Source organism: Mycoplana rhizolycopersici (assembly GCF_013378445.1).
Taxonomy (GTDB): Bacteria; Pseudomonadota; Alphaproteobacteria; order Rhizobiales; family Rhizobiaceae; genus Mycoplana; species Mycoplana rhizolycopersici.
This window is the reverse complement of record NZ_JABXYK010000003.1, coordinates 355,649-368,056: the sequence shown is the minus strand read 5'-3', so window position 1 is coordinate 368,056 and position 12,408 is coordinate 355,649. Positions and strand designations below refer to the sequence as shown.

15 protein-coding genes are annotated in these 12,408 nt (G+C 61.1%); 1 reads left to right on the top strand and 14 read right to left on the bottom strand.

Annotated features, from left to right (window positions below; all coding sequences use genetic code 11):
• The first annotated feature begins 238 nt into the window (after window positions 1-238).
• A complete protein-coding gene (locus tag HV823_RS07030) occupies window positions 239-1,033 on the top strand; it encodes a WecB/TagA/CpsF family glycosyltransferase (RefSeq protein ID WP_176949010.1) in 795 nt (264 codons plus the stop codon).
• Window positions 1,034-1,117: 84 nt separating this feature from the next.
• Here HV823_RS07030 and HV823_RS07025 read toward each other — a convergent pair whose 3' ends face one another.
• From HV823_RS07025 to rem, 14 genes are all read right to left on the bottom strand, one after another.
• Window positions 1,118-1,648: a hypothetical protein gene (locus HV823_RS07025; protein ID WP_176949009.1), complete on the bottom strand. Its 531-nt coding sequence runs from the start codon at window positions 1,646-1,648 to the stop codon at window positions 1,118-1,120.
• The gene (locus HV823_RS07020) at window positions 1,645-2,013 is read right to left on the bottom strand and encodes a hypothetical protein (RefSeq protein ID WP_176949008.1); all 369 of its coding nucleotides are present in this window, start codon (window positions 2,011-2,013) and stop codon (window positions 1,645-1,647) included. Before HV823_RS07020 ends, HV823_RS07025 begins: the two co-directional genes overlap by 4 nt.
• 14 nt (window positions 2,014-2,027) lie before the next feature.
• Window positions 2,028-2,597, bottom strand: coding sequence for a rod-binding protein (locus HV823_RS07015; RefSeq protein ID WP_176949007.1), 570 nt, complete (start codon window positions 2,595-2,597; stop codon window positions 2,028-2,030).
• Between the two features lie 320 nt (window positions 2,598-2,917).
• A complete protein-coding gene (locus HV823_RS07010; protein WP_176949006.1) occupies window positions 2,918-3,316 on the bottom strand; it encodes a hypothetical protein in 399 nt (132 codons plus the stop codon).
• 9 nt (window positions 3,317-3,325) lie between these two features.
• The gene (fliR, locus tag HV823_RS07005) at window positions 3,326-4,075 is read right to left on the bottom strand and encodes a flagellar biosynthetic protein FliR (protein ID WP_176949005.1); all 750 of its coding nucleotides are present in this window, start codon (window positions 4,073-4,075) and stop codon (window positions 3,326-3,328) included.
• The gene (flhA, locus tag HV823_RS07000; RefSeq protein WP_176949004.1) at window positions 4,072-6,159 is read right to left on the bottom strand and encodes a flagellar biosynthesis protein FlhA; all 2,088 of its coding nucleotides are present in this window, start codon (window positions 6,157-6,159) and stop codon (window positions 4,072-4,074) included. Before flhA ends, fliR begins: the two co-directional genes overlap by 4 nt.
• Window positions 6,160-6,273: 114 nt before the next feature.
• Entirely contained in the window at window positions 6,274-6,540 is a 267-nt protein-coding gene (locus HV823_RS06995; protein WP_097141961.1) for a flagellar biosynthetic protein FliQ, read from the bottom strand.
• 7 nt (window positions 6,541-6,547) lie between these two features.
• On the bottom strand, window positions 6,548-6,964 hold the full coding sequence (gene flgD / locus HV823_RS06990; protein WP_097141960.1) for a flagellar hook assembly protein FlgD: 417 nt from the start codon (window positions 6,962-6,964) through the stop codon (window positions 6,548-6,550).
• Entirely contained in the window at window positions 6,958-7,404 is a 447-nt protein-coding gene (gene flbT / locus HV823_RS06985; RefSeq protein WP_176949003.1) for a flagellar biosynthesis repressor FlbT, read from the bottom strand. Before flbT ends, flgD begins: the two co-directional genes overlap by 7 nt.
• Complete coding sequence (gene flaF / locus HV823_RS06980; protein WP_176949002.1) at window positions 7,401-7,748, bottom strand: flagellar biosynthesis regulator FlaF; 348 nt, start codon at window positions 7,746-7,748, stop codon at window positions 7,401-7,403. The genes flbT and flaF overlap by 4 nt, the downstream gene beginning before the upstream one ends.
• 38 nt (window positions 7,749-7,786) lie before the next feature.
• A complete protein-coding gene (locus HV823_RS06975) occupies window positions 7,787-8,848 on the bottom strand; it encodes a flagellar hook-associated family protein (RefSeq protein WP_176949001.1) in 1,062 nt (353 codons plus the stop codon).
• Window positions 8,849-8,852: 4 nt separating this feature from the next.
• A complete protein-coding gene (gene flgK, locus HV823_RS06970; protein ID WP_176949000.1) occupies window positions 8,853-10,286 on the bottom strand; it encodes a flagellar hook-associated protein FlgK in 1,434 nt (477 codons plus the stop codon).
• A 39-nt stretch (window positions 10,287-10,325) separates the two neighbouring features.
• Window positions 10,326-11,552: a flagellar hook protein FlgE gene (locus tag HV823_RS06965; protein WP_176948999.1), complete on the bottom strand. Its 1,227-nt coding sequence runs from the start codon at window positions 11,550-11,552 to the stop codon at window positions 10,326-10,328.
• Window positions 11,553-11,677: 125 nt separating this feature from the next.
• Window positions 11,678-12,349 carry a transcriptional activator Rem gene (rem, locus tag HV823_RS06960; RefSeq protein WP_176948998.1) on the bottom strand — a complete coding sequence of 224 codons (672 nt, stop codon included), beginning with the start codon at window positions 12,347-12,349 and terminating at the stop codon, window positions 11,678-11,680.
• Window positions 12,350-12,408 lie beyond the last annotated feature (59 nt).

Genomic DNA, 12,408 nt, shown 5'->3' with positions numbered 1-12,408 from the left:
ATGATAGTGACCCTTTGCGAAGGCGTTCAGGTCCGTGTCGCAGAGGTTGCAGATTAACGAAGCGTGAAAGTGTGCGTTCGATCTTTAGCGATCAACTTAAAGCACCCTTCAGCCGGAGTTGATACACGCATTGCGATGCATGAAGGATCATCGCCGCAATGCCTGAATTCCTCGTCTCCGGTCGGAAAACACGCCTCGCAATAGCTTTCGCAGGACAAGCCTGGCGGAGGGACGTGCGATGAACGTCCAGTCCCGTTCCACCGTCATCAAGGCTTCGCAGCGCGACATCCTGGGTCTTCCGGTCTGCGATCTCGACTGGGCCGGCGCGTTCGATTTCGTTTCCGGCCTCGCCGAGATGCCGATCGGACAGACGACGATCGCGTTCCTGAACGCCAACAATGCCAACCTGATGCTGCGCGACGACGAATATCGAAGCGCACTCGAGCGTCAGATCGTTCTGCCCGACGGGCATGGGGTCGACATCGCCTCGCAGGTCTTTCACGGTAGCTCCTTTCCGGCCAATCTCAACGGCACCGATTTCGTACCGGCGCTGCTCACCTACATAGCCAAACCGAAGCGCGTCGCGCTGATCGGTGCCGAACAGGAAGTGCTGCAGCTCGCTGCACAGAAATTCCGCGAACACACGCCCTGGCACGAATTCCACGCCATTTCCGACGGATTCTTCGACAAGAAGGATTCCGATGCCGTGGTCGAGAGAGTCCGGCGGCTTGCGCCCGATATCCTGCTCGTGGCGATGGGCACGCCCGTCCAGGAAAAATGGATCGACCGCCATGTCTCTCCCGGCCATGCGCGGCTGGTGATCAGCGTGGGCGCCCTGTTCGATTTCGTCGCCGGCCGCGTGCCGCGGGCACCCAACCGAATGCGCCAGCTGCGCCTGGAATGGCTTTTCCGACTGGCACAGGAGCCGAAGCGGCTGTGGTACCGCTATGTCGTGGGCAATCCCGTCTTCCTCTATCACGTCGCGCGCTACAAATTCGGCACGCTACTGGGCCGCAACGACAACCGCGCCTGACGGCTTTTCCTGATAGAAAAGAAGAAGACGCCGCGTGGCCCCTGTTCACGCGGCGTCTTTTTGTCCGGCAGAGGGCCTTAGGCGTCAATGCCCGGGTGTTTCGGAGGACGCCGCCTCGCCGGCAGCTTCGTTTCGAACGATGGCCGTTCCTTGGCGCGTCGGTTTCACGCCGACCTCGACCTTGGCGATGTAGTCGATCTGCTCCACCAGTACCTCGTCGATCACCTCGTCGCCGAAGCGTTTGTTCAGCCCTTCCCTGACACGGGTCCGGAAGGCATCGACGTCGAAACGGTCGAGCTTGCTGACGTCGATCAGGCGCTCGCCGACCAGCAGCGAATAGAGCTCGTCGGTGAGCGCTTCGTTGATCGGCAGCACCTGCTTGGCGGCCAGTTCCTTGTTCGCGGTATAGGACAGCCGCGTCAGGAAATACCCCTTCACCGCACCGTCCGATATGACCGGAATCGTCGCCTGCCCGCCCTTGAGGAGCTCCATCGCCGCCGCGCGGGCGGCGGCCTCATCATCGACCCTCGGCGCGGCCGCCATCTGCATGGAGAAGTACACCGAACCCAGCGTAAGAACGCAGATCCAGACGCCGGTGAGGATCAATTTGATCACGGCTGGTACCCCAGGCGGAACTGTTCCTGCGAATAGGTGCCGTCGGCTTCCTGCTCACGCACCGCGTCCTTGAGGAGCTGGACGACCGCGCGGGCGGCTTCGAGATGTGCGGCGATCCGCTGCGCGTTCACAGTGAGCTTCTCACGCAGGTTCTGCATCTGCGGCCCGAACGAGCGCGGCATCATTTCCGCCGCGACGTCGCGCGAAAGCATCGACAGCTCATAGAGGCAGCGGCTCTTGTGCGCGTTGGAAGTCTGCAGATCGAACTTGGGATCGACGCCAATGCCGGCGTTCTCCGCGTCAACGATGTTCTCAAGCCGGTTCAGTACCGTGCGGATGCGGAGATCGTTCGTTGCCATGTCCATTTTATATCCTCCGATCAAGCTGTCTTGTTGTCGTTGTTGTTGTCGCCGCGCTCAACGCCGGCGAATGTGTTGCGCTGAAGCTCCTGCACCATTGCGGTCGAGACGCGCTGCGCGTTCGGGTCGATCACTGCAATGTCGGCGCCGGAAGCGCTTTTCTTCTGGTTGTCCTTGGTCAGGCTGGCGGCAATGCCGATGCCGCCGCTTTTCGAGATGACGTCGCCGATCTGCTCGGCCATCATGCCCCGCCAGATCTCACCTGCTGTTCCCTTGCCGTAGACATCTTCGCTGTCGGCGGGCAGCATCGACTTCACGAAGTTCTGCAGAACCATCGCCTCGAACTTGCGATAGGTCTCCGGGATCGCCTTGTTGGCGGAAACGCCGCTCGCGCCCGTCGCTGCCGACGCCGTCGAATCGCGGTTCAGGATGCTGACGGCCGCGCCGAATCCGGCGCCTGCGTCGGCAAGGCTGTTCGCCTCGAAGCTCGCGCGGTTGGATTTGAGCTTGGCCTGCGCCTCCTGCACGGATGCAGGATCGGCCGCCCGCACGACATCAAGCACCAGATCACTGGGGGGTGAAATTGCCACGGTTCTTTGCCTCTCGGGTATCTCGGAGACTGCCCGCCATCATGGCAGACCGCCTACAGTTCATCGCGAAGATCCCGAACCGCCGGCTCGATAGGCGTTGGCACGCCGACCGGAGCACGGCCCAGATGGTGGGCTTTCATCCTTCGTCTCGGCTGCGACTATCGCTTCTCAACCTTACGGGAGGCTGATCTCGTGAAATGCATCCCCAGGATCGGCGCCAGGCGGGACGCTGGCCGACACAAATCCGCCCGAAGGCACGCGTCAGCACCTCCGGGTGGCCTGTACTGCTTGAAGCGATCGGGAATTTTTTCGAAACGGAATCAGCGATCGGGGCCGTCGCCATGGGCGATGAACTGGTCGATGAGGTCGTAGACGGCATTGTCGGCCGCTTCGCGATCCTCGGCGCTACGCGCGTCGCGCATCTGCTCTTCAAGGCGATCGCCCTTCGTGCGTTCGCGCATGATTCGCATTTCGTGCATCTGCTGGACACCGGCCAGCATCACGTCCTTGTGGCGCAGCTTGCCGATCTGGGCGGCGTAGATGCCGGAAAAATTGCGGTGAACGGGGTTGAGCGAGCTGATGGCGCCAGCGACGGCGTCCATGGTCTCCGTTACCTCCTGGCGCTGCTGGGTGGTCGCCGCCAGGTCCATCTCCGCCATCTGCTCGAGGTGGCGCTGGACAGACACCAGACGCTTGAGCTTGTCGGATCGCTTGGTCATGGTCGTTTCTCAGCGTCCTTCGAAGACCGGCACGAAGCCGTTGACGAAAATCTCCAGCAGCGAGGAAATACCGAAATAGACGAGGAACAGGCCGCCGAAGATGATGTAGGGCAGCGAGATGAAATAGATCGGCATCTGCGGCGCCAGCTTGTTGATCAAGCCCACGGAAACATTGAACAGCAAGCCGTAGATGATGAAGGGGCTCGCCAAGCGCAGCATGATGATGAAGGTCTCGACCAGGGTATCGGTCAGCGTTATCAGCGCGCTCTGCGGATTGAAGCCGCCCATCGGGATCGCCGTATAGGAATCGACCAACGCCCGGAAGACGATGTGATGGAAATTCAGCATGAACAGCGCCATCAGACCGGCAAAGCTGATCAGGTTCGTCAGCTGGTTTTCCTGGGCGTCCTCGAGCACGTCTTGCGAGGGCGGCGCGTTGAAGCCGATCATCATCGTCAGCACCGTGCCGGCGAACTGCAGACCCAGCACGTAGTAGCGGGTGATCAGGCCGATGACGGCACCGGTCAGCGTCTCGAAGCCGATCAGCTGGATGTAGCCCATCGTGGTGCCCTGCGTCTTGGGATAGATCGTGTCCCAGAGGATCGGCAGGATGCCCATCGACACCGCGACGGCAACGAACAGACGGATCTGCATGGGCAGGCGCGCGGAGGCGAAGCCCGGCAGCAGCATGAAGCATCCGCCGACACGGCAGAAGGCGGCGAACAAGGCCAGTACCGTGCCCTGCGGATCGGTGATCATGAGATCGAGCCGAGGATCTTTATCTCGATGCCCTTGGCGAGTTCGACGTGAGAGAGGACCGGCAGGGTGGCGAAGAGGCGTTCGATGATCATGCGCACATAAGTACGGGATTCGGGCGACGTGACCAGCACGAAAGGCGTTCCCCGGTCGAGGAATTCACGGATAACTTTCGTTGCCTGCTCGCTGAACTCCTCAAGCTGCCGCGGATCGATGTCGAATTCGACGACTTCGCCCTTGGCATCGCGCTTGAGCGCCTGGTGGAAGACCATGTCCCAGCGGTTGCCGAGGCGCAGCACGGGCAGCACGCCGTTCTCTGCAAGGTCGCCGCAGATCTGCTGCGCCATGCGGATGCGGACGTGCTCGACGATCTGCTCGGTCTTGCGAACATGCGGGGCGAGTTCGGCGACCGCTTCGAGGATGAGGTGCAGGTTGCGGATCGAGACGCGCTCGGCCAGAAGCAGCTTCAGCACCGCCTGCAGCCCGGAATAGGACATGTGCGAGGAGCAGATCTCGTCGGCAAGCTTGCGGTACTCGGGATCCAGCCGCTCGATGAGGATCTTCACGTCCTTGTAGGACAGAAGCTGCGGCAGGTTGTTGCGGATGACCTCCGACAGGTGCGTCAGCACGACGGAAACGTTGTCGATCGGATGGAAACCTTCACGACGGACGTCTTCGGCGAAGGTTTCGAGGATCGACACGGCCGGCATGCCGAATGCGGGCTCCCGGATTTCGTCGCCGGGAGCGCTCGGCTTGCGGCCGCCGCCTGTGACCACGAGAACCTCGCCGACGCGCACGACATTCGAAGCCACCGTCGTGCCGTGAATGCGAATGTGGTAGGCCTTGTCGGCGACCGAGATATCGTCGGAGACCTTGATCTCCGGAACGACGAAGCCGTACTGGGTGGCGAACTTCTTGCGCATCTTGCCGACCCGGAAGGCGAGTTCCTGATGGGCGCCGAGAAGACGTGTCGAGACCTGCTTGCCGAGCAGAAGTTCGATCTCGGCCGTCCTGAGCGCCGATTTGACCGAATCCTTGTCGGCCTCCTTCGTCTGCATCGCGTTCTTGGCTTCCTGCTCGCGGCGCAGTTTGTTTTCTTCCTCCAGGCGGCGCGGGATGGCCCAGGCGCCAAAGCCCATGATGCCGCCCAGGACGATGAAGGGCAGGAACGGCAGGCCGGGCATGACCGCCAAAAGTACCATCAGGCCCGCGGCGACCATAAGGGCGCGCGGATAGCCGCTCAGCTGGTTGACGACCGCCTGGTCGGTGGAGCCGGGGGCGCTGCCGCGCGATACGAGGAGACCTGCCGCCAAAGAGACGATGAGTGCCGGGATCTGAGAGACGACGCCGTCGCCGACCGACAGCTTGACGAAGACGTCGGCCGCCTCGCCGATCTCCATGCCATGGCGGAAATAACCGATGATGATGCCGCCGAAGACATTGATCGCGGTAATGATCAGGCCTGCGATGGCGTCACCGCGGACGAATTTCGATGCACCGTCCATCGAACCGAAGAAAGAGCTTTCGTCCTCCAGTTCGCGCCGGCGGCGCTGGGCTTCCTTCTCGTCGATCAAGCCGGCGGACAGGTCCGCGTCGATCGACATCTGCTTGCCGGGGATGGCGTCGAGGGTGAAGCGGGCGCCGACTTCGGCGATACGCGTCGCACCCTTGGTGATGACGATGAAGTTCACCGTGATCAGGATGAGGAAGACGATCAGACCGATGACGAAATCGCCGGACATGACGAGGTTGGCAAAGCCTGCGATGACGCTGCCGGCCGCATCATGCCCCTGGTGGCCGTGCGACAGGATCACGCGCGTGGTGGCAATGTTCAGCGCCAGCCGGATCATCGTCGCGATCAGGAGGATCGTCGGAAAGGACGAGAAATCGAGCGGCCGCTGGATCCACAGCGACACCATCAGGATCAGCACGGAGAAGGCGATGGAAAACGCCAGCCCCATGTCGATCAGGAACGGCGGGATCGGCAGGAACAGGATCGAGAGAATGGCGATGATGCCCATCGCAAAGGCGATGTCACGTCCGCTCGGATTGACCTTGGGGATGGAGAGTGAAGGTACCTGTGCCATTATCGTCCCGTCTCGTCATGAGAGGAGCGGTCCGCAAGGACCGCGATGCTGCCCCGACCTCTATCCCGCGAAACTTGCGCGAGGGTGGCAGCGTCGACGAAAGACTGACGGACTCTAGAAGCCGGTCTCGATGCGCGAGAAGATAATGCCGCTGAAAATAGAAATCTGCGCCCCGATGAAAGGCGCAGAAATGGCGACGGTAACCAGAACCGCCAGGATCTTCGGAACGAAAGTGAGCGTGACTTCCTGGACCTGGGTCAACGCCTGGATGAAGGCTATGACGACGCCGACGATCATCGCCGCAAGGACGGCCGGTCCTGCCGCAACGATCACGGTCCAGATCGCCGCCTGCGCGATATCGAGGGCGTCAGCCTCATTCATAGTGGATTTACTTCACCTTTACGCCCGGACCGACGACCAGCTTTTCGCCCGAATCAAGCGTTGCCACGATGCCATCCGTATACAACGTGACTTCCTTGACGACACCTGAAATCTTGCCATCCTCGCTCGTTATCGTCCGGCCGATCACGGAATTGGCTTCCTGGAGCGACGTGCGCTGCAGGAGGCTTTCCAGGTTCGTGTTGGTCTTGATGGTCTGCTCCACCTGCGAGAAGGTCGCAAGCTGCGCCATCTGCTGGGTTGGGTCCATTGGCTCCGTGGGATCCTGGTTCTTCAACTGCGCCACGAGCAGCTTGAGAAAGCTCTCGTAGTTCAAGGTCGCGGTCTTGGCGTCGCTGCCAGATTCCGTCGCCGAAGCGCCCGGGGTATATCCGGAGTATGTGGTCGCGCCGACTGCGTCTACCATATCGCGATCTCCTTGCGGATGTGCTCCACCGTCGCCGGTGTGATCTCATGATTGTTGAGGATCCGGTCCTCGATCGGATACAGCCCGCGGATCGCCTTGAGCGCTTCGAAGGCGCGTCCCTGCGTGACGAGGCCGTCGATGCGCTTCAGCTCGGCCAGCACCTGATCGTCGCGGAAGCAGTTGAGGAGCATGATGACCGACTTGCGGAAGATCGCCGTCGATTGCTCCGCGCCGTCCGGATTGATCAGGATCATCTGTGCGATGAAATAGAGCTGGCGCAGCGGCGTCGTCGCCTGTTCGGGCTGAAGGACGTGGTTCTCCAGCAGGAAGGTGACATCGTTCAGGAATTCCAGCGCGACCTTCCGATCGACCCGCAGGACCGCCCCGTTGACGAAAATGCGCTCACCCGACTTCAGTGAGATACGCAGAGTGCTCTTCATTTTATTCCATCCCTGATGATGGTGGTTATATCGATGATGCCCTGGATATTCGTCGACTCGCGCTTGCGGATGCGGTCGAGTTCCCCCAAGATCCAGATAGCAATTGAAATGAGATTGGCGCGCAACTCCTGGTCGAGCATGTTCTCCGGATTGCCGAGATCCTCGACGAAGCGGATCCAGACGCGCCGCGTGAAGTAGACGGCTTCGATCGTGTCCCTGCCGTAACCGTCCGCCTGCGCGGCCTTCCGGAGAAGGTCGAGGGAACGGTCGAGAACCTGACGCTCCCGGCTTCGGGCGGTTTCGACACCGTCCTCCATGATCTCGACATACGAGAACTGGTACATTTAGACACCCTTCATGTTTGTCATCGCATCTCTGATCATCAGAGATAGTTGACCAGGCTCATGTTCTGCAGGCGGCCCGTCAGCGTGTAGGCGAGTTCGAGCTGCGTCTCGAGGGTCGTGATCCGCGTCGCGGTCTCGTTGGTATCGACCTTTTCGAGATTGTTGATGCTGTTGCTCAGGATAGAGGACTGCGCCTCGAGCGAGGTCGTCGCCTGCTTTACCCGGGCCTGCGACACGCCGAGCGTGGAGCGCTCGCCGTCAATTCCCGTGATGGCCGAACCGATGTAGGCGAGCGACGTGTCGCTCACAGCCTTGCGGGTATCGGCGCTGAGGCCAAGGTTCAGAAGTTCGTAGCCGATGACCGTGCCGAGTGCGAACATGCGCATGCCGTCGGTATTGGCATTGGTCGAGCTCTGGATGACTTCAGAGTTGCTGATCCGGCTCGTCATGTTCTGGTCGGATGCGTTGGACCAGTCGGTGGCCCAGGTTCCGGTCGGGCTGGTATCCATGAACATCGTTTCGAGTTCCGACATGAAGTCGTTCATGTCGTCGGCGGAAATCGATGCCACCTGGGCGTCGGACTGGTCGAAGCCGAAGAAATCGAAGAAGGCCTGATCGAAGGTCGCCTTCGCCGTCGAGCCCGAATCCAGGTAGTTGTTCACCGGCATGACGTCGGTGTTGATGCCCGACAGGAGATACTCGCCGCTGAAGGAGGTATTCGCCGCATTGGTGAACAGCGAAATCGCGCTGGCAAACGTCTCCTTGGTGCGATCCAGCTGATCCTGGGCTTCGGTGCCGGAGAAGCCGACCAGATTCTCCATCACCGAGTTTGCGGCTTCCGAAATCTGCCCCAACGCTTCCTGCGAGGCTGCGAGGCGCTGCGTGGTCAGCGAGTTGGTGCTGAGCAGCGATTCGAGGCGCTGCAGATCGCGATGCATATTGAGCGTACGCGCCGTCTTCGCGCCGAGCACCGCACCGATATCGGCGTGGCGGCCGGTGACGGTCTCCTTCTGCTTCGCCATGAGCTCCTTCTGCGCTTCGGCGATTGTCCGAAGCATGGTGCTCTGCATGGTCATATTGGATACGAAAGACGTCTTCATGAAATCAGCCTGCTGCCTGGAGGAGAGCGGTCATCATCTCGTCAACCGCAGCCACGAGTTTCGCCGAAGCCTTGTAGGATTGTTCGAGGTCGAGAAGCAGCGCCAGTTCCTCGTCGAGACTGACCGCCGTCACGTTCTGCAAAGCCGATTGCGTCCGCGACAGGAGAGCGCTCTTGTCGTCACCGGCGGTCACGGCGGCGCTGCGCAACTGCTCCACCCAGCCGATCGAGGACGTGGCAAAATTGAGCAGGTTCGCCGAGGTATCGACCCCGGCGGCGACGTCGAAGGACATCGTTGTCGTGAAGGCGGCCGCATACTTGTCGAGGAGCGTCGAGTAGCTGGCGTCGTTGCCCGTATTCTGATCGAGATTGACGCCATCGCGCAGCTTCATCGGATCGCCGCCGCTGGCAGTAATGAGCGCCGGATTGACGACAAGCGAACCAGCGAGCCCCGACGTCAGCGTTCCGGGAACAACCGTCGACTGGGTAGAGCCGTCGATCCAGGTGAAGAGACCGGGCTGACCGTTGTCCTGGAACATCGAGATGACGGCGCGCGCCATTTCGTCGAGCTGCGTCTGGAAGGTGGGCGCGATGTCGTCGCGCACCTGCAGCAGCGCCGAAAGCGTGCCCTGGCCGCTGGTATTGCCGCCAGTGCCCGGATTGAGTGCAACACCATCGACGTAGATCTTGTTGCCCGTCGTCGTGGCCGAGTAGGTGGCCGTCGGCGTGAAGGTGACGGTTCGCGGGACGGTTTCGAACAAGGTGGTGCCGTCGCTCGTATAGAGCACCATGTCGTTGTTGCTGCGAACGTTGGCGGTAACACCAACGATTTCCGATATCTGGCTCAGCAGCTTGTCGCGCTGGTCGAGCGCATCGTTGACATCCTGCCCTGCCGCCGTTCCCGCCTTGATCTTGTCGTTGGCGGTCTTGAACTCGGAGAGCAGACGGTTGAGCTCGGTGACCGCAGTGGCGATGTCGGCATCGGCTTCCGCGCGCAGCTGCTGCACGGCTGTGGTGGCCGAATTCAGCGAATTCGCCACGTCGACGGCGTTGGCGACGACCGTCTCGGCGAGTGACTGCTCGCTCGGCTTGTCGGCAAAGGTCTGGAGATTGTCGCGCAAGGTCGCGAGGTAGCTGGCCGTCGACAGCTCATAGTCGTCGCCGCCCAGGATTCCCTTCAGGCGCTCCAGCCCCGCCAGGGTCGTATCCTGGGCGTAGGATTTGGAAATGCTGAGCAGGTTCTGCTTCTGCAGGGCGTCGTTCTGGGCGCGGATGGTGTGGACGACAGTGGCGCCATTGCCCGAGGAGGCCAGAACCGCGGAACGGCGGCTGTATGCGGTGTTGCTTGCGTTGGCAATGTTGTTCGAGGCCACGGCGGTTTGAAGCGCCGTGTTCGAAAAGCTGGACTGGGCAATCTTGATTGCCGTAGAAAGCGACATCGTATTCAACCTACCGTTCTATTGAAATTGCGGTTCCCGTCAGCGTACCAGGTTGACGAGAACTTCCATCAGTTCGGAACCGGTCTGGAAGACCTTCGAGTTGGCCGTGTAGTTGCGCTGCGATTCGATCATGCTGGTGAGCTCCTCGGCGATATCGACGTTGGAGTCTTCCAGTGCGCCCGAAAGGATCGAGCCGTAACCGCTGTTGCCGGCGTACCCCATGACGATGACGCCCGAGTCGTTGCTCTGCGAATAGACGTTGCCTGCGAGCGGCGTCAGGTTGTCCGGGCTCTGGACGTTGGCCATCGCAATACGGAACTTCGGAATCAGGTCGCCGTTGTCGTACTTCAGGGAGACGATGCCGTCGGAGCTGATCTCGTATCCGGAAATCTCGCTCGGACCACTGCCGTCGATGTCGCCGTCGGCGGAGAAGTCCGCCGCGAGCTGCGTGGTGGCGCCGATCGAGATGTCCAGCCCGCTCAGCACGGAAGCGCCGGTGCCGGTGCCGAAGGTGAGGCTGCTCGTCGAGATAACGCCACTTGCCGGCGTCACAAGTTCGCCCGCCGAGTTGAAGTTCAGCGTCTGTGCCGCAAGCGTCTGAGGCGTTCCGGTGTCCGGGTCGGTATAGGTGACCGTGAGGTTCCACTCGCCGGCAGTAGCGGTGGTCGAATATGTGAAGTCCAGCTTACGAGAGTTTCCAAGGCTGTCATAGGCGACCAGCGAGGTGGCCTTGGTGTAGGGATGCTCCTCGTTGGAGGGCAGGTTGACGTCCAGCGAGCCGGAGGTGGAGGGCGTCGCGGTCAGCGAACCCGATTTCAGGTTGATCTCGGAAAGACCGTCATAGCCGTTGATGACGATCGTCGGATCGGCCGTGGACGAGTATTCGTAGCCCATCAGTGTGTAGCCTGCGGTGTTTCGCAGAGTACCGTCATCCATGGGAGTGAATGCGCCGGCGCGCGTCAGGTATTCGGCACCGTCGGAGCCCTTCACGATGAAGAAGCCGCTGCCGTTGATCGCGAGATCGGTGGCCGAGGTCGTGTAGGTGAAGGTGCCCTGCGCGGAGATCGAGTAGCGCACGTCGGTGGTGACGCCACCGGAATTGTACGCACCGCCCGTGGTCGGCAGGATGAGCGAGGAAAACTGGGTTGAGGCTTTCTTGTAGCCGGTCGTGTTGGCGTTGGCGATGTTGTCGGCAACCGTGCTCAGGCGATTTGCCTGGGCGTTCATGCCGGAGACGCCGGTTCTCATAGTACCGTAGAGGCTCATGCTGATTCCTCGCTATTCGAATTTCGGGCTGAGAGTAGGAGGCGGGCCTTGCGTGAGGCTGTCTGCGGCTTGTTTCACCGCCGATCCCGCCGGTTGCTGCGGGCCGCGAGCGGCCCGCGCTGAATTCAGTTCCAATCGATGCAGTAGCCGAGGAAACGCTTCGAATCGATCGGATCGAAACCGAGCTTCTTGCGCAGCTTCTTGCGCAATTTGCTGATGTGGCTCTCGACGACGTTCTCTTCGACGTCCTCGTCGAAAATGCCGTAGATGGCGTTGAAGATCTGGGTCTTGGACAGACGCCGGCCGCGATTAGCGACCAAATATTCCAGGATGCGGCGCTCGCGACGCGGCAGGGGAAACACACTCCCCTCGATCTCGGGATCGCGACCGTCGGAGAAGACACGTATCGGACCGATGTCGGTGTGATTGGCAAGAGCCTTCAGGCGTCGCCGGATGGCGGCAGCCCGTGCCAGGATTTCCCGCGGGTGGACCGGCTTGCGGACGACATCATCGACGCCGCAATCGAAAAAGGCCAGCGTGGTTTCCAGTGAAGGGCTGTCGCTCACGGCGATAACCGGTGCCTGGGACCGGTCGCGGATCGCCCGTGGCAGTTCCAGCGACTGCTGTCCCTGCCCGATCAGGAACGCCTCGACGGCCTCCAGATCGCTGTCGGCCGCCGAGTTGACCCATTCTCCGAATTCCTTCGGATCAAAGCCCGTCGAGGGTACGCCCTCGCGTCCAAAAAGTGATGTGTAACCGTCCTTAACGAGCTCGCGCTCATCAACCACTACGATCATTCGTCCGCCTCCGAATCAGTGTGGTGCTTCGTTAATAAAGTGGTACGAATCGTGGGATT